The organism is Staphylococcus sp. NRL 16/872, from assembly GCF_022815905.2.
Classification (GTDB): domain Bacteria; phylum Bacillota; class Bacilli; order Staphylococcales; family Staphylococcaceae; genus Staphylococcus.
On sequence record NZ_CP119327.1, the window covers coordinates 1,842,290 to 1,857,571 of the forward strand.

The window sequence follows — 15,282 nt, forward strand, 5'->3', positions numbered from 1 at the left end:
TCACTCCTAATCTTTCATATAGAACGGGCTTGTAAATCCATCACTATTAAGGTTTAAACCTAATGCCCATTTCACAGGTTTGCTCATAATCTTTTCTATTTCCTCAAGTCCGTTAGAGCCTTTAGGTACTTCAACGATAATTTCATCATGTACATGACCTACGATTTGAAATCCGGCATGTTCTATGCGATACATTGAGATAGCTAACAAATCTCTTGCCGTTGCTTGTACAATGTTCTCCACAAGTTTTCCTCCATAAGTTGATAGCTTCGTCCATTTACGGTTCAAATCTAAGCCCATGAAGTTAACAACAGGTGCGCCCCAATCGTTCTCACCTAGTCGTGCTTTCGGATAAGCTAGTGCTCTGCCACTTGGTAGCTCTATCATTAAAAAGCCTTTTTTCATGTAAAACGTTAGGCCTTGTGTCTTTTGTTGTTGGCGGGTTTCTACCGTTTTAATTGCAGCGTCTTGGCACGCTTTCCAAAAGTTAACAATGTTAGGATTAGCTTTTCGCCAACTGTCGACTAAGCCTTGTAACTCACTCTCATCAATGCCCATATCAAGTGCGCCCATCGCCTTTAATGCACCAGGTCCGCCTTGATAACCTAAAGCAAGTTCAGATACTTTACCTTTTTGTCTGAGAGGGTCGCCTTTTTTAATCGACTCAACAGGAACACCAAACATTTGAGATGCAGACGCTTCATAAATCTTGCCATGCGTGTTAAATACGTCTAAGCGCCATTGTTCTTTGGCATACCAAGCAATCACTCGTGCCTCAATGGCTGAGAAGTCACTAACCGCTAACTCATGCCCATCTTCTGCAGTAAACGTTGTTCTAACTAATTGACTTAGTAGATCTTGTGGGTGTACATCTAATAACAGTTCTAAGTCATCAAACTTTTGTTCCTTGATAAGTTCTCTAGCTATATCAAGTTCTGTGTCTGAGATGTAGTGCTTGGTTAGGTTTTGAAGTTGTACGCCCCTCGACGCCCAACGCCCTGTACCTGCACCGTAAAATTGGAATAAACCACGAACTCTTTCATCACGACACATCATAAATTGCATTTTGTTGTATTTCTTAACACTTGTTTTCGACATTTGCAGCCTAATCTCTAGCATTTGTTTTGCTTTGCCTGTGGCTTTCTTTAAATACTCTTGAACGGTTTTCTTTTGTAAGTTTGGAATATCTAAGCCTTGTTCAGTATTCAACCATTCAAGTAGTTGACTTGGACTATTAGGGTTGTCTAATCCAGTAATTTGCGTTGCTTGTTTAAGTAATTCATCTTTACTTAACTTATCCAGCTCATTCGCACCTTCCATTAAAGGTTTAGATAACTTAATGCCTCTGTCATTAATATGTTGATCTAATGACCAGTATTTTTGTTCTGTATCAGTTACTTCAAAATCACTTATCTTTTTAGCAATATTCATCTCTACTTCAACGTCTCTTATGCAGTAATCAATAAATTGTTGCCATTTATCCGGGTCATGTTCAGGTAAATTACGAGTACGACCACCATTGACTTTTGTTGGTTTACATGGAATTGAGAAGTAACGAATTAAATTCTTGCCGGCTTTATCTTTTTGTTCCTGTAAATGCAGAACGGCTCCTACCTTATCAAGTGATGCAGGCAAACCAATTCGTGTTGCATTAACCATAGTGCATATCCACTCTTCAGGTGGCATAGGTTCATTAAAATGTTTTGCTAAACATGTTCTTTCGAAATTTGCGTTAAAGGCGTATTTTTTTACATTTGGGTCGAACAAAGCAATTTTGAAAGTCTCAAAGTCTGCATTATACTGTTCTTCTTCGAGTTCAAGCATGTCTATTGCACTAACAGATCCACCATCAATTGAGTAGGCAATGATTAAGATTTCAAAGTCATCCGCTTCTGTATATTTATAGGCACCACACTTTGAGATGTCGTTACTACTATACGTCTCAATATCAATGTTCATGTACTCCATGTGTGTTCACCTCTTAAGTTTTAAAAATAAAGCGGGGAAAACCCCGCTAGCGTGCTAAATTAAATCGTCTTCATCTGTGTCTAGTTCGTCGAAGTCATCTTCTGCAGCACTTGCACCGCCTAATGGTTCACCTTTTTCAACTAATTGAATATTGTTAAGTCCAACCGCAATTCCTTTGTTACCATTGGTGTTGAATGGATATAAGTTAACTGAAGCTCTAATGTAGTCTCCACTTACAACTGTGCTAGGATCTGTAAGTCTGATTTTATTTTGGTCGACAATACCTGGTGCGCTTTTACTTGATGCATTTAAGAAGTAAGCATCTTGATAGTTAGGGTCATCTTCACGTTCAATATCTCCATCTCTTAAAGGCGTTTTTAAGTTACCGGGCACCTTACCGCCAAACTTAGACGCTTTACCATTTTCAATAGCTTCATCAACTGCTTTTTCAATTGCACTGATTGTGCTTGTTTCTGATTTAGGAATGATTAAACTTACTGAGTATTTAGCGTCTTGTCCTTCCTGCATGCTATGTGGTTCAAAGATATGTGCGTATGACGCTCTCACTTTACCTGTAATCACTTTTGTTCCATTTTGTTTTGCTTTCATAATTTAATAGCTCCTTTTGTTTTATATTTGGTCAAAATCATCTTCAGCACTTTGCTTGATTGCTGGTCGCCTATCAGACGATTTGGCAAGTGTGAGCTTACCTTGTGGTCTAACGATGTAGTCACTAGCTAAAGTGTTAAATGATTTTTTACCGACTAATTTTTCTAATTTCGTAAGGCTAAGTAACTTAGTTTCTGTAACGTTTTCGGGCTTATAGCCCTCTTTAATTAATAAATCTTTGATTGCTTGTTCATCTGTCATCTTTCGTTGTGAACGTCCTTCAACAAGTTTCCAACCGTCGTAAGACTTGTCATGCTCTGCCATTTGTTCAAGTGCAAAGCTTTCAACTTCATCTGCCCATTTCTTAATATTAGGTAGCTTATAAAGTAGCTCGGCTATTTCGTCGTCACTTAATAAGTGAGCCGGTTTATTAGGTACATCTTGCATATATCTAGCACGCTCTCTACATGAGTGTTTAATCTTGCAGAACCTGCAATGCTCGCCTGCTTTAAATTCACCTTCACCGTTATATGCAAGTTCTGCTCTAGGTCTTACATACTCTAAGCCCCAATCAACAAGTGTGTTGATTTGAAGTTCTTCAGTTGAGTAGTTATCAAGTCTTGGTTGTATAATGGTCATTTTTACTGTGTGGATGTCATACAACATGCTTAAAAGTTCATAAGCACCTAAGCCGTAAAGTCTAAGTTGTGGGTTATCGATTGCTGATACTTCCACGCCTTTACCATATTTCAAGTCAATGATTTCAAGCACGCCGCCGGAATAAATGATGACGTCACCAGTCCCAAACGACTCAGGTACGTATCGACCTAAATCTAGTCTTGTTTCAAACATAGTAATGACATCACTATCTCTCGCTAAAGCTTCGTTGTATTTCTCTTCGACTTGATCTACATATTCTTCAACATATTCTCTTAATTCTTCTGAGTAATACTGATTGTGTTGATAGTTATTGAAAGCTTTATTAAACTCAAAGTCTGTTAAGTCTTCATATTGATGTTTGAAATACAACTCACTTAACTCATGTGCAAAGGTTCCTTCTTCTGCAAAGACTGATGTCTTATCGCCTATCCCTTCACTTGCTTTTATACTTGGTGGGCAGTTAAGCCATTGTTTAGCACCACTTGCACTCAATTTGGCATGAGCACGATTTGTGTGGTCTAACTTCATGCGCTTAATCTCGCTTTCATGAAATCAACAATCTCAGGGAAGTCTTTTTCGGCAACAGTTGATAGCTTGTTAGCGCCTAATTCTGATAGCTTTTCTTTAAATGCAGCTTTATCTGATTGATCGCCATTTTTAAGAAACTCTTTTCCAAGATTTAAAACGTAATCTTTTGAGAATGTAGTATCGCTTTCTTGTTGCGGTTCTTCTTTAGGTTCTTCTTTAAGTTCTTCAGTTTGTGGCTTTTCTGAAGGTGCTTCTTTAACTACGTTTTGTATAGTGCTTGTATCAACTGTTGACATTTCAACTCGAATTGCACTTAAATTTTTATTAAGTAATTTTATTTCTTTTAGTAATTCTTCTAATACGCCCATTGCGCATACCTCCTAAAAATTGTAATATTAGGGTACATATGAATTTGAAACCCTTTAACTTGACTAATGCGTTCTGCCAAACGTGTTAGTCTTTTTTTGCGTAGTAACAGTTGTCAAAAAACAAATAAGTAAGTGCAGATACTAACAATGCATATGCAGCTGCGTTAGTGATGAATACATTTAAAGCAATTAACAATAGAAAAAACACTGCAATAAACATAAAGCCTGTTAGTAAAAATAATTTGTCATCCTTTGTCATTTCTTCATCCCCTTATAAATCTCTTTCTTATAATCTTTTAAGAATTTCCACATTAATTCAGCGTCGAAGTAATGAGATGAACTACCGCCTTGACCTTCAAACCAAATGTCGTTTTCTTTGAGGCATTTTTTAAATCTAGGAACTTCTAATATTCTTTTAAATACTAAGTACTTACTCAACTTCGACTCTTTGATTAAATCTTCCATAGTCCAAAATGCAGGTAATGAATTACTTACCAACTTTTCAAATCCAACTTTAGGTATAAGAACATGAGTGTCGGGTAATGTGACTGTTATTGTTTGTTCCATTTATTAAAACTCCTTTCGTGTATAATTTGGTTATCAACCTTAGGAGGTGATAACTATGTCTTTGATTTCAGACGAGTTTGAGATACTTGCTAAAGATCAGCAATACATACTATCTGTGCTTTATAAAAATTATTTAGAGTGTGTAAAGTCTGGTGCTATTAAATTAAGTTGCAATGACTTTGAAAGTGCAGAAAATATACATTTTAAGTACTTTCAAAAACTACACTTCGAAGATGTAGAAAATGACTTAAAGAAACTTAAAAAATCTGGTTTTATTAATGGCGTTTTTGCAGATAACACTATTTATCATGTAACTATTTCTGACAAAACAATTGTTTACTTCGAAAATGAGTTTAAAAATAATCTAAAAAGTATAATTGATAGTATTTCTAAAATCGCTTCAATAATTCCTGGTCTTTAATTGGATTTATAACTTCCCAATCTTCTGCCATTAAGTCATCTGCTGAAGGTTGCCAATATCTAATAAGGTGTTTTCCATCATTACTTGTTATAATGCAATGTAAAAAACTATCATTTGTCGGCAATATTTGAGTTTGATGACTTCCTTCCCATTTTGTTCTTTTCATAGTTAAAAGGCGTGTAGTAGCTAATTTCGTCGCATCTTGTATGTTCATAATGCCCTCCCTTTAATTAAGAAATTGTCATTTTCGAATTTCCATTTTTATTAGTTTCTATTTTTATTCCATGAAATTCTTTTTTATTTCGCTTAGCACTTCTAATCTCCTCCGCCAAGATGACGATTAGGAGTGCTATTTTTAGTTTCTGTAGCATGGTTATGCCACCTTTTTGTATAATTGGTTTATTCCTTATTGAAAGGAGGTGTACTATCTATGGCTAAAGGTACACATTATAGTCCCAAAGAATTTGCTGAAGCTTATATTCAAACACTCCCACACGCTAAAACTGTCGAAGATTTTAATAATCGTACTGATTATTGGGAATACCTGAAAAAGCGACGTCAGCTATTCTTTGACGAATACATTGAAGCTATTGAATTTGCTGATAGTTTTGGTAAATCACTTGACGAAACTGACAATGAATAATCAAGCTTTCTAGTATTCTTTTCTATTTCTATAACCTTCCAAGTCACAACTGCCATTGTGATGAGGAGGGTTGTTTTGTATAGAATGTTCATGTTACGCCTCCTTTAAGTTGTTTGTTCTATATTTGGTATAAACCCTTCTATAACAGGAGTATTTGGAACACTTCTAGCACTATTAAAATTATTAATAAGTAATTAAAGAAGTTTAGTTTTCTATTAATATCAACTATTTCCCAACCAGTAATCTTGATGTGGTCGTCGCTACATCGAGATTTTTTGTTTTGTTCCTGCATTTGTTGTCCTCCTTTAAGTTGTTAGTTCGATTGTGGTTAAGTCATTACTTAGTTGTAATTCGTCCAATTATTATCACCTATATTATCACTTAAAGTGATATTGCTATTAAATTTTTTTAGCCTTTATATAATCAACTTCGGTGTTGAATAATTTGGCTAAAGCATAAAGTTGTAAACCTTTTAATTCAGCGTCATCTTTTTCCCATCTTATTACAGATTGCTTAGTTACACCTAATTTATCAGCTACATCTTGTTGTGTCATTTTTGAATTAGTACGCCACACTTTTACTGGAAACTCTTTAAAATCCTCTGGCATTTTGTATCACCTCCTGTTGACAGTTACAACTATAATATCACTTAAAGTAATATGTCAACACTTAAAGTGATAATTAATTAAAAAAAGTGATAATTTGTGTTGTAAAGTAATATCACTTATGGTAAATTAGTATTACATTAAGTAATACTAAAGGAGAAAAAACATGGAATATAAAAGTGCTAGAAAAATTTTATCGGAGAACTTAGAACAACTTATGAAAGAAAATAACATCACTCAAGTAGAATTATCTGAAGCAATCGGCGTAAGCCAGTCCACAATCTCTAACTGGCTAAAAGAAATTAAATATCCTAGAATTTCAAAAATACAAGAATTAGCCAATTACTTTAATGTACCTAAATCTAGAATCACAGAAGATAAAAGTTTACAACAAGATACAATGGCTGCTCATTTCGATAAAGACGGCCTAACAGAAGAAGAAATCGAAGAAGTAAACAGATTTATTGAATGGGTTAAAAATAGAGATAAATAAAAAACAAGTCTACATAAGCAGACTTGTAAGGAGTAAAAACAGTGAGCAAATATAATAACGGTTCAACTAGGTCATTAGGTAAACCTAGTAAAACAAAAGGGACTAGAAAACCGCCAGGAAACAAATAATTTACATCTCTATAAAATATATTTGGATTTTTTCGGTTACGTTTATTAGAACTTTAGGTTCATTATCACATTGTTGTGACCATTTGACTATGTCTTCAAATGTTTTAAGCATAGGCTCATTGTCGAAAGGTTCAATAATCAATTCGTTAGGTTCATTATAATGAGTATTCAAATTTGTGACATATCCACAATTTATTAAATTTTTATCAAAATCGAAAATATACGCAACTGTATCATTTGGATTATTAAATACAATTTCTCTAACAGGTTCTGCATACTGATAAGCTAATCCACTCCCATTTCTAGAATCATTTATAGATTTTCTAATCTTTTCTAAAATTGTTAGTGGAATTAAAAACGGATAAATTGTAGATGAAATTAAAGCTATTATAAGACTTAATAAAATTGAAATTTGAAGATTAAAGAAATTACTGAGTATTAGTATTAGCGAAAAAAGAATAATAAAATTTAATATTGATAGTAATACGTTATAAAATACTTTATCTTGATTGTCATATACTTTAATTTTCCCCATTTTATTAAGTAAAAGAAATGAGAGAAAACCAAGTCCTCCAGATGAAATAAGTACACTTAAAAACGGCACGTCTAGAGTATTCAAAGATCCACCTACTTTTTTATTTATTATACCACAATTAATACCAGGTACTAAAGAGAGGATGATTTTTTGGGGTTATTTGAAGAATTATGTATAAAAAACGACTGGATAGAAATAGAAGAAACTAATCGTTTACCTAAATTTCAACCCGGTTTTTATATGAATGGGAAAATTTACATCAATAGCAATCTATCAGAAACACGCAAAGCCGAAGTGCTATACGAAGAACTCGCACATCACAAACTTACATATGGGAATATCTTAGATCAATCTAAAGACATAAATCGCATATTTGAAAACTACGTTAGGCGTCACGGGTACGAGGCAGCACTTCCCCTACGCATTATTGTGGAGGCGTACAACTACGGTGTAAGTAACTTATATGAACTATCACAATATGTTCAATTAAGTGAAAGGTACATAGTGGAGATACTGGAACATTACAAAAATAAATATGGTATTGGAACTAACTACGCCAATTACTCTATTACTTTTGAGCCGTTGAGAGTGTATAAGTTGCATAGAGTAGATTAATAAGCGACCTAGCGACGCTTTAATATAAATTTATAAAGGAGAAATATAGTGAAAATAATTAATTATCAAGTTAAACTGAGAAAAATTTTTTATACTGTGAGAACTAACAAAGGTAATGTTTTTAGAAAGTCACGTCCTAAAAAAGAAAGTATTCTAAAAACACGCAGAAAATTACAAAAATACGCCCGTGAAATTGATGAAAAAAGAAGAAAATCATAACTTATATTATTAATTTCAACTAAGAAAATGTAACATTAGGAGTTGCTATTTATGAAAGAAACATATGAAGCCATAATCGTGACTATAAGTTTGATAATTGTATTTTTAGTGGCACTTATGCTTACTGGCTAATAATGATAATTGGAAGATATTAGAAAGAATAGAAGAGTATAACTCTATGATTAACCCAGTCCTAGTGGCGGTTTTATGTAAATAAAGGAGGTTGAGGTATGGAGTACGAAGATATACTATCATCTTTTAAAGATGGTTATTTAGAAGAATTACAAACAAATTATGATTTTTTAGACAACAATGAACTAAAGAATTTCCCCTTTTATAAATCCTTAAATTATTTAGGGATCAAAATTATAAATACCGGAAAGTTAAATACATCTTCCCAATTTATTGTTTTAATTACTAACAATATCGAAAATGAATATTTAGATATTAGTAATGACATTACTAAAAGTTTGAAGAGAATTGCAGCTGAACACACCGACCATAATGACAAAATGGGAATTGAGATACTTAAAGAAATTTATCCAAATTTAGACCTAGCAAAGAAGCCTTATTATTATATAACGTATGATCCTAAAATCTTTATTGATCCGAATACGTTTAATCACAATGGTAAAACAGAAGTCCGAAAACAATATCAAAACATTAAGGACAATAAAAATACACTTATTAAAAATAACGAAAAACCTATAATTAACCCATTCTCATTTTTAGATTTTGATTCCTTAATAGTAAAAGTTGATGACAAAGATTTTAGCTACCAAATGAATGAAGCAAAAACGTGTTACGAGAATCAATTATATCTAGCTGCATGTTGTACTTTTTCGGTATGCTTAGAAACTGTTTTAATGTTAATACTCGAAAAGCATAATTTAAAAGTAAATGACGATAGTACAATGCTTAATAAAATCGGTGAAACCTTAAGAAGTGAAGATATAATTTCTAAAAGAGCAAATAATAGATTGTTGATTACTTATTCAGTAAGAAACGCAACTTCTCATACAAATAAAAACAAAGTCATTCAAAACGATTGTGAATGGATATTAAAAACGATTGAATTCTTCATTGACGAATATTTAGAAAACTAAAAATATTATTTTGGACTAACCTTTTTCAACTTATTCAATAGATTATAGTAATCTTTAGCAAAAGAATCTTTCGGCATTTCGTCCTCATGCCACAAATCGTAATTGTCTAATATGTTTGTTGACGTCGAAAGATGATTTAGTGAATACTTAATTAAACTCAAATCTTTATCGCTTAGTTCTATTTTCATATCATCACTCACTTTTTAGCTATTATAACATGTTTTTCGGGTAATCCACCTACCCTTATTATTTTTTAATTATTAAATCGAACATACGTTCTTCAAAGGAGGTGAAACCCCATAACCGAAACGGAAATAATATAGAAAGGATGGATTTTATGTCTGTTAAAAAGATTAAGGGCACTTGGACTTATGATTTCCAATATGAAGGAAAGCGATACAGAAAAAGAGGGTTTAGAACTAAAAAAGATGCTATACAAGCTGAAAGAGAGTTATACATTGATCTAAGTAAAGGTGGTCAATTAGCAAACGATATAACCTTTATAGAATACTTTGAAAGATGGATTAAAGTAAATAAAGTAGATAGAGTATCTCAATCCACACTAAATAGATATTATAGTGCTTTAAATGTGTTTGAAGAAAAGTTCGGCTCTATTCTCATTAAAGATGTCAGCCAATTAGGTTACAGAGAAATGCTTAAAGAATATGCTGAAGGTATGTTTTTAGGTGGTCGTAAAGAAGGTAGAACAAAAGAAAGTGTAAAAAAACTTAATAATTGTTTCTCTCAAGCTTTTAAAGACGCATTAAATGAAAGACTCATCTATAAAGATCCTACTTGGAATGCGCCAATTTATGAGAAAAAAGCAGCAATGAGTGAAAAACAAAAATATTTATCTTTAAAAGATTATCAATTATTAAAACAAACCGCTTCTACTAAATCACATTTATCTTATCTAGCAATTTATATATTGATAGCAACTGGTGCTAGATTTAGTGAAGTTCAGAAACTCAAAAGAGTAGATATTAATAGAAGTCAAAATACTATCCATTTGAGAGGGACTAAAACTAAATCAGCGGACCGTCATGTAGCGATTACTTCTAAAGATATGAAACATATCATAGATGTGATAAATTCTAAACCACTTCATAAAGACGGTTATATATTTAACACTGGTATTTCACTCATTACTAACAAAGCAGTAACTACTGCTATGAGAAACATATTGGCCAAAAACGAATTGAAAAGCGATTATGGACTTCACTCTCTAAGACACACGCACGCTTCAATGTTATTAGGTCATGGTTTTAGTATACAATATGTTAGTAAGAGATTGGGTCATGCAAACATAGAAATTACATGGCGAGTATATAGCCACTTACTTGATGAGATGAAATCACAAGAAGATGAAATGTTAGATTCAAAACTCTCTTTTTTCTAAAACCGACAACAAGTCGACAACGAAGTGCTTAAAAACCCTTATTTAAAGGTAACAGACAATCCCTCCGTTTCCGTTCATTAGTAAAAATCGATAAAATTTTGTTAATGCAAATCACTTAAGAACGTTGATATATCAACGTTCTTTTGTTTTTCTTAAAAATCTAAAAAAGTCTGTTTTTAATTTTTTTGTCAACAAGTGGACAACATTGACAATAAAAATCAAAAAGTTGTCCACTTTGTTGTCCACTTGTCCTCTGTATCCCTTGTCGCTCTAAAGGTGTAGGCATTAGCAATTTGTTCTAAAAACACAAAAACACCCGTCGTGATGGCACTGAACCCTTAAAACGGAAACTTAATAAAAACACTATGTTCTAGGCTGCTAATTCTCTGTATTTTACAGGGGATAAGTAGCCTAATTTTTGTTGAATTCGATTATTATTTTAGTTTTTAATGTACTTTTCGACAATATCTATTACAATGTGATTAGAGCTATTAAGCTTATTATTGATGTAGAAAGTTTCAGACTTTAGCGAGGAATGGAAACTTTCTATCGGGGCGTTATCAGCAGTTGTTCCCTTTCGGGACATACTTCTGATAATGCCTTTTTCTTCGCATAATTGATAATAAGCATAAGATGTATAAATACTGCCTTGATCACCATGTAATATACAACCCTCAGGTATATTAATTTGATTTAATGTATCATTAACTAAACATTGGTCTTGTTTATCATCTATTTTATATGCCACAATTTCTCCATTATAAATATCCATTATCGAAGATAACTACAACATAGAATTGCCAAATGGTAAATAAGTAATATCAGCTGTTAATACTTCCATGGGACAACTCGCTTTAAATTGTCTTTGTAATAAATTGTCTGTTTTATCATACGGTTTACCTATTCTTGTCGTCTTTTTAGGTCTAACTCGGCAGTTCAAATGATGCTTCTGCATAATTCTCTGTACTCTCTTATGATTAATTGGTGATGTAAAATATTGGTTAATCAATGCTGTAATCTTACGATAACCGTAGGTATAGTGATTAGCTTCACATAATTCAATGACTTTTTGTGTTACGGTATCATTTTTATGGGATTTGTTTTTCCATCGGTAATATGTTGATTTAGGTATGTTCAATACTTCTAGTATCAATTTGATTGAATATTTTACTTCTAATTGATCCACTAAATCAATGATCACTGTTGGTACCACTTCCTTTCCAATACCTTGTACTTTTTTAAAATATCCAATTCTATATCTTTTCTCTTATTTTCTAATTTTAATTGTTCTACTTCTGATAGTTCTTCCAACCCTTTACCGTAGGTATATTGTTTACCAACGTGTTGTGAAAATCTATAACTTTCCCCATTTCGATACCATCGCCACCAAGTTTGCACTTGTGTTTTATTTCTAATATTTAATTCTTTCATAATTTCTTTTGTCGAAACCCCATCTGCTTTCATTTCAACTGCTTTATTCTTTGTTTCTACTGAATAAGACACTCTTTTCATAGAAAAAACACCTCCGTTTGATTCATTTTGATGTGCACCCCAAAAGTTAGAGTTAAAATCTAATTTTATGGGGTGCGTTTTTTATGGGTAAACACTACAAATATGAAATCAAATACAAAATAGTCCTAGAATATTTACAAGGTGAATTAAGTTATAAAAGATTGGCAGAAAAATATAATCTATCTAATGAATCCTTGATAAAAATATGGGTTAATCAATATTTGGAATTTGGACCCGAAGGGCTAGATAAAAAGCTACAGAAAAAAGTATATTCTAGAGATTTTAAGGTATCTGTTTTAAGATTTAGACAAGAAAATAAGTTATCTTACCGAGAAACAGCTAACCACTTTAAAATTTCTAATTCAGCTATGTTGGCCGCTTGGCAACGCAAATTTGATGAAGAAGGAATTCTTGGTTTAGATAACAAACAGAGAGGACGGCCTTCTAAAATGAAAAGAAAACAATCATCAATTAAACGAAACGACTCGCCATTAAAAGAAAGTGAACGTGAAGAATTAGAAAGACTTAGAAATGAAAATGAAATGTTGAAAGCAGGTATTGCTTATCAAAAAAAGTCACAAAGCTTGACCCAACGTTACGCAACCAAACATCCGAAAAAGTAAAAATTATTAAAGAATTATATGAAACCTTAAACTTTGGGTTAAGCCTATTACTTAAAATCTCAGAAATAGCTAAATCAGTTTATTACTATTGGATTAATTATTTTAAAAAACCAGATAAAAACAATGAAATTGTGGAAGCAATTAAAGAAATATATGACGCTTGTGATTACACTTACGGATATCGTCGAGTTACTCAAACATTGAAAAATAGAGGAACAACTGTAAATCATAAAAAAGTAAGAAGAATAATGAAAGAACTAGGATTAACATGTACAAAATTCAATCATAAAAATCGCAAATATAGTTCATATAAAGGGACAATTGGCAAAGTATCAAACAATTTATTAAAACGTCGTTTTAATACAGATCGCCCATTTCAAAAAATTGTAACTGATATCACAGAATTTAAATTATCTGATGGCACTAAATTATATTTATCGCCTTTTATGGATTTATATAATTCTGAAATCTTAAGCTATAGTATTTCTACACGTCCTACACTAGATATTGTCATTAACTCTTTAAATGAGATTTTAATTAAACGACCTAGACTTAACTATCGTATGACGATACACTCTGACCAAGGTTGGCATTACTAGCACAAGTCGTATATTAATATTCTTAAAGAGAATAAAATATTTCAAAGTATGTCTAGGAAGGCAAATTGTCTAGATAATTCTTTAATTGAGAATTTCTTTGGATTATTAAAACAAGAAATGTTTTATGGAAAAACATTTGACAATTTCCAACAACTAGAACAAGCAATACACGAATATATAAATTTTTATAATAATAGTAGGATTAAAACAAAATTAAAAGGCTTGTCTCCTACACAATATAGGAAACAAACCTTTGAAATAGTATACTAAACCAAGGTACAACTTTTGGGGTTCAGTACATTTTAATATGAATTCAACGAAAGCGTTTTTATATAATTCCCATTAATTGGGGTCAGCCCACGATGACGGGTCTCTTCATTTATTGCTCTAGATAGTCTTTTACTTCCTGCCACGTATATTTAAATTGAGTTGGCTCCTCGATTTCTTCTCCAGTAAATTTACTGTTTAAATCTTCATTTTTGATTAAGTCTAAAATGTATTCAGTGTCTTTTAAGCATTCTGAGCTAATCTCATATAAGTAAAAGCTACCGTATTCATTAGTAATGATTCCAACTACTTAACCCTGTTTATTCACATCTACTACATAAGTTTTGTTAGACATTGTTTCTATCTCCTTTTAATAATTGTATAATTTAATGATCGTTCTAAATCTTGCATCTTTGATATTTGTATTGCCTTTTTTTAAATCTGTAACTGTTTGACGAGGCACTTCAGAATTTTTCGAGATACTATAAGGAGTATTATTCGCTAAAAGAACCTCAATAGTGTAGATGATTTTATTTATTTCACTTCTTTCTATCGTTTAGTAATTTCAGTATTACAAAAGTAGTAGCTACATTTAATAAAATGTTAGTTGTTCCAAAATTAATAAATAAGTTAATCCATAAACATAAAACTAATAGTATCGCAATTGTTCTCATATATTTTACATGTTAGAATTTAAGAGTAGGCAAGCCCGTTAGGGCTTTACCTTATTTCTTTTTCTCATCGTCTTTCAGTGTTTTGATTAATGCGTAAGTCGAAATCACTGTAAAGGCGATGTTTGCTATTCTCTCTAAATTTCCTAACATGTCCTCCCTCCTCTCAACTGGTATACTTTATTTTAGAACGATTAATCGTGCTATTAAATAGCTTTAAAAACTTTTTTAAAAATTTCCATAAAAAAAGAGGGAGAAGCCTAAGCTCGTCCCGTATAATGTCGTGTAATTAGATTATATCAGATTAATACCAACTAATCTTGCCGTAAACTTCTTTTGTTTCTACTTTGATGCGTTGTTCTTTATCATGAATACGACATAAAGCCACCCAGAAATAATCACCTTTATTATCAAATTTAAAGCGACACCACCAATATCCATCGACTTTTTTAATTTGGTCAAAGTCTGTATAGTCGCCAACATTAAACCAATGTTTGCTATCTAATTCAGTACCAGTCAGACTAAGCGTTTTTCTCACTTTCATTCGAGTTGTAAAGTGAATGTGACCTTTCCAATTCCAAGTTGTATTTTTAGGTGGCTCTACGTCAAATCGGACTGATGGGTCCAATTTATTATAGAGCCGTTTTTTTCTGTTTTATTATCAATTGTAAAAGCCTGTATTAACGGGGTTTTAAGGTGATTGAAATTTGTAACATAAAATTGTCCTACTCGCTATATTTTAAATT

At 32.3% G+C, this 15,282-nt stretch carries 22 protein-coding genes and 2 pseudogenes; 10 read left to right on the forward strand and 14 right to left on the reverse strand.

The features are described from left to right. Positions 1-6: 6 nt before the first annotated feature. From MT340_RS09180 to MT340_RS09205, 6 genes are all read right to left on the reverse strand, one after another. Positions 7-1,959, reverse strand: coding sequence for a DNA polymerase (locus MT340_RS09180; RefSeq protein WP_243603941.1), 1,953 nt, complete (start codon positions 1,957-1,959; stop codon positions 7-9). 63 nt (positions 1,960-2,022) lie between these two features. Continuing rightward, the gene (locus MT340_RS09185) at positions 2,023-2,577 is read right to left on the reverse strand and encodes a DUF2815 family protein (RefSeq protein WP_243589685.1); all 555 of its coding nucleotides are present in this window, start codon (positions 2,575-2,577) and stop codon (positions 2,023-2,025) included. A 21-nt stretch (positions 2,578-2,598) separates the two neighbouring features. Continuing rightward, a complete protein-coding gene (locus tag MT340_RS09190) occupies positions 2,599-3,765 on the reverse strand; it encodes a DUF2800 domain-containing protein (protein ID WP_243589686.1) in 1,167 nt (388 codons plus the stop codon). Continuing rightward, a complete protein-coding gene (locus MT340_RS09195; RefSeq protein ID WP_243589687.1) occupies positions 3,762-4,133 on the reverse strand; it encodes a hypothetical protein in 372 nt (123 codons plus the stop codon). The genes MT340_RS09190 and MT340_RS09195 overlap by 4 nt, the downstream gene beginning before the upstream one ends. Before the next feature lie 85 nt (positions 4,134-4,218). Continuing rightward, the gene (locus tag MT340_RS09200; RefSeq protein WP_243603804.1) at positions 4,219-4,392 is read right to left on the reverse strand and encodes a hypothetical protein; all 174 of its coding nucleotides are present in this window, start codon (positions 4,390-4,392) and stop codon (positions 4,219-4,221) included. Then, positions 4,389-4,700, reverse strand: coding sequence for a DUF771 domain-containing protein (locus tag MT340_RS09205; RefSeq protein WP_243603805.1), 312 nt, complete (start codon positions 4,698-4,700; stop codon positions 4,389-4,391). The genes MT340_RS09200 and MT340_RS09205 overlap by 4 nt, the downstream gene beginning before the upstream one ends. A 55-nt stretch (positions 4,701-4,755) precedes the next feature. Here MT340_RS09205 and MT340_RS09210 point away from each other — a divergent pair, with 55 nt between their 5' ends. Continuing rightward, the gene (locus tag MT340_RS09210) at positions 4,756-5,121 is read left to right on the forward strand and encodes a hypothetical protein (RefSeq protein ID WP_243603806.1); all 366 of its coding nucleotides are present in this window, start codon (positions 4,756-4,758) and stop codon (positions 5,119-5,121) included. Here the strand turns inward: MT340_RS09210 and MT340_RS09215 are convergent. Further along, a complete protein-coding gene (locus MT340_RS09215; protein WP_243589691.1) occupies positions 5,090-5,335 on the reverse strand; it encodes a Thoeris anti-defense Tad2 family protein in 246 nt (81 codons plus the stop codon). The two genes, MT340_RS09210 and MT340_RS09215, sit on opposite strands and share 32 nt — an antisense overlap. A 216-nt stretch (positions 5,336-5,551) precedes the next feature. On the opposite strand from MT340_RS09215, the gene MT340_RS09220 reads away from it, so the two are divergent. Beyond that, the gene (locus tag MT340_RS09220) at positions 5,552-5,764 is read left to right on the forward strand and encodes a hypothetical protein (protein ID WP_243589692.1); all 213 of its coding nucleotides are present in this window, start codon (positions 5,552-5,554) and stop codon (positions 5,762-5,764) included. Between the two features lie 5 nt (positions 5,765-5,769). Here MT340_RS09220 and MT340_RS09225 read toward each other — a convergent pair. Then, positions 5,770-5,856: pseudogene (locus MT340_RS09225) on the reverse strand (hypothetical protein); the annotation flags it as partial. Positions 5,857-6,162: 306 nt separating this feature from the next. Further along, entirely contained in the window at positions 6,163-6,372 is a 210-nt protein-coding gene (locus MT340_RS09230; RefSeq protein WP_119527341.1) for a helix-turn-helix transcriptional regulator, read from the reverse strand. Between the two features lie 163 nt (positions 6,373-6,535). Here MT340_RS09230 and MT340_RS09235 point away from each other — a divergent pair, with 163 nt between their 5' ends. Further along, the gene (locus tag MT340_RS09235) at positions 6,536-6,862 is read left to right on the forward strand and encodes a helix-turn-helix domain-containing protein (protein ID WP_243603807.1); all 327 of its coding nucleotides are present in this window, start codon (positions 6,536-6,538) and stop codon (positions 6,860-6,862) included. A gap of 129 nt (positions 6,863-6,991) precedes the next feature. On the opposite strand, the gene MT340_RS09240 is transcribed toward MT340_RS09235, so the two are convergent. Next, complete coding sequence (locus MT340_RS09240) at positions 6,992-7,594, reverse strand: hypothetical protein (RefSeq protein ID WP_284120752.1); 603 nt, start codon at positions 7,592-7,594, stop codon at positions 6,992-6,994. Positions 7,595-7,675: 81 nt separating this feature from the next. Between MT340_RS09240 and MT340_RS09245 the strand changes: the two genes are divergently transcribed. The 3 genes from MT340_RS09245 to MT340_RS09255 all read left to right on the forward strand — a co-directional run bounded on the left by MT340_RS09245 (position 7,676) and on the right by MT340_RS09255 (position 9,465). Continuing rightward, a complete protein-coding gene (locus MT340_RS09245; RefSeq protein WP_243603809.1) occupies positions 7,676-8,140 on the forward strand; it encodes an ImmA/IrrE family metallo-endopeptidase in 465 nt (154 codons plus the stop codon). Between the two features lie 48 nt (positions 8,141-8,188). Continuing rightward, the gene (locus MT340_RS09250) at positions 8,189-8,359 is read left to right on the forward strand and encodes a hypothetical protein (RefSeq protein WP_243603810.1); all 171 of its coding nucleotides are present in this window, start codon (positions 8,189-8,191) and stop codon (positions 8,357-8,359) included. 230 nt (positions 8,360-8,589) lie between these two features. Continuing rightward, on the forward strand, positions 8,590-9,465 hold the full coding sequence (locus tag MT340_RS09255) for a hypothetical protein (protein WP_243603811.1): 876 nt from the start codon (positions 8,590-8,592) through the stop codon (positions 9,463-9,465). A 5-nt stretch (positions 9,466-9,470) separates the two neighbouring features. Here MT340_RS09255 and MT340_RS09260 read toward each other — a convergent pair whose 3' ends face one another. Then, positions 9,471-9,653 (reverse strand): hypothetical protein, encoded by a 183-nt coding sequence (locus MT340_RS09260; protein ID WP_243616847.1) that lies wholly within the window; start codon positions 9,651-9,653, stop codon positions 9,471-9,473. Between the two features lie 149 nt (positions 9,654-9,802). Between MT340_RS09260 and MT340_RS09265 the strand changes: the two genes are divergently transcribed. After that, a complete protein-coding gene (locus MT340_RS09265; RefSeq protein ID WP_243603812.1) occupies positions 9,803-10,864 on the forward strand; it encodes a site-specific integrase in 1,062 nt (353 codons plus the stop codon). A 370-nt stretch (positions 10,865-11,234) separates the two neighbouring features. Here the strand turns inward: MT340_RS09265 and MT340_RS09270 are convergent. Beyond that, positions 11,235-12,376: pseudogene (locus MT340_RS09270) on the reverse strand (IS3 family transposase). A gap of 83 nt (positions 12,377-12,459) precedes the next feature. On the opposite strand from MT340_RS09270, the gene MT340_RS09275 reads away from it, so the two are divergent. The 3 genes from MT340_RS09275 to MT340_RS12900 are packed head-to-tail and all read left to right on the forward strand — an operon-like array spanning position 12,460 to position 13,868. Continuing rightward, positions 12,460-12,999 carry a helix-turn-helix domain-containing protein gene (locus MT340_RS09275; protein ID WP_243603813.1) on the forward strand — a complete coding sequence of 180 codons (540 nt, stop codon included), beginning with the start codon at positions 12,460-12,462 and terminating at the stop codon, positions 12,997-12,999. A 5-nt stretch (positions 13,000-13,004) separates the two neighbouring features. Next, positions 13,005-13,598: an IS3 family transposase gene (locus tag MT340_RS09280; protein WP_243603942.1), complete on the forward strand. Its 594-nt coding sequence runs from the start codon at positions 13,005-13,007 to the stop codon at positions 13,596-13,598. 48 nt (positions 13,599-13,646) lie between these two features. Then, positions 13,647-13,868, forward strand: coding sequence for a transposase (locus MT340_RS12900; protein WP_481906648.1), 222 nt, complete (start codon positions 13,647-13,649; stop codon positions 13,866-13,868). A gap of 367 nt (positions 13,869-14,235) precedes the next feature. Here MT340_RS12900 and MT340_RS09285 read toward each other — a convergent pair whose 3' ends face one another. Both MT340_RS09285 and MT340_RS09290 read right to left on the reverse strand, forming a co-directional pair. Further along, a complete protein-coding gene (locus tag MT340_RS09285) occupies positions 14,236-14,418 on the reverse strand; it encodes a hypothetical protein (RefSeq protein ID WP_243590261.1) in 183 nt (60 codons plus the stop codon). A gap of 422 nt (positions 14,419-14,840) precedes the next feature. Further along, complete coding sequence (locus MT340_RS09290; RefSeq protein ID WP_243589700.1) at positions 14,841-15,164, reverse strand: hypothetical protein; 324 nt, start codon at positions 15,162-15,164, stop codon at positions 14,841-14,843. Positions 15,165-15,282: the final 118 nt, after the last annotated feature.

Coding starts and splice junctions, on each gene's coding strand:
- MT340_RS09180 (WP_243603941.1), bottom strand. CDS start 1,959: ATGAACATTGATATTGAGACGTATAGTAGTAACGACATCTCAAAGTGT.
- MT340_RS09185 (WP_243589685.1), bottom strand. CDS start 2,577: ATGAAAGCAAAACAAAATGGAACAAAAGTGATTACAGGTAAAGTGAGA.
- MT340_RS09190 (WP_243589686.1), bottom strand. CDS start 3,765: ATGAAGTTAGACCACACAAATCGTGCTCATGCCAAATTGAGTGCAAGT.
- MT340_RS09195 (WP_243589687.1), bottom strand. CDS start 4,133: ATGGGCGTATTAGAAGAATTACTAAAAGAAATAAAATTACTTAATAAA.
- MT340_RS09200 (WP_243603804.1), bottom strand. CDS start 4,392: ATGACAAAGGATGACAAATTATTTTTACTAACAGGCTTTATGTTTATT.
- MT340_RS09205 (WP_243603805.1), bottom strand. CDS start 4,700: ATGGAACAAACAATAACAGTCACATTACCCGACACTCATGTTCTTATA.
- MT340_RS09210 (WP_243603806.1), top strand. CDS start 4,756: ATGTCTTTGATTTCAGACGAGTTTGAGATACTTGCTAAAGATCAGCAA.
- MT340_RS09215 (WP_243589691.1), bottom strand. CDS start 5,335: ATGAACATACAAGATGCGACGAAATTAGCTACTACACGCCTTTTAACT.
- MT340_RS09220 (WP_243589692.1), top strand. CDS start 5,552: ATGGCTAAAGGTACACATTATAGTCCCAAAGAATTTGCTGAAGCTTAT.
- MT340_RS09230 (WP_119527341.1), bottom strand. CDS start 6,372: ATGCCAGAGGATTTTAAAGAGTTTCCAGTAAAAGTGTGGCGTACTAAT.
- MT340_RS09235 (WP_243603807.1), top strand. CDS start 6,536: ATGGAATATAAAAGTGCTAGAAAAATTTTATCGGAGAACTTAGAACAA.
- MT340_RS09255 (WP_243603811.1), top strand. CDS start 8,590: ATGGAGTACGAAGATATACTATCATCTTTTAAAGATGGTTATTTAGAA.
- MT340_RS09260 (WP_243616847.1), bottom strand. CDS start 9,653: ATGAAAATAGAACTAAGCGATAAAGATTTGAGTTTAATTAAGTATTCA.
- MT340_RS09265 (WP_243603812.1), top strand. CDS start 9,803: ATGTCTGTTAAAAAGATTAAGGGCACTTGGACTTATGATTTCCAATAT.
- MT340_RS09275 (WP_243603813.1), top strand. CDS start 12,460: ATGGGTAAACACTACAAATATGAAATCAAATACAAAATAGTCCTAGAA.
- MT340_RS12900 (WP_481906648.1), top strand. CDS start 13,647: ATGTCTAGGAAGGCAAATTGTCTAGATAATTCTTTAATTGAGAATTTC.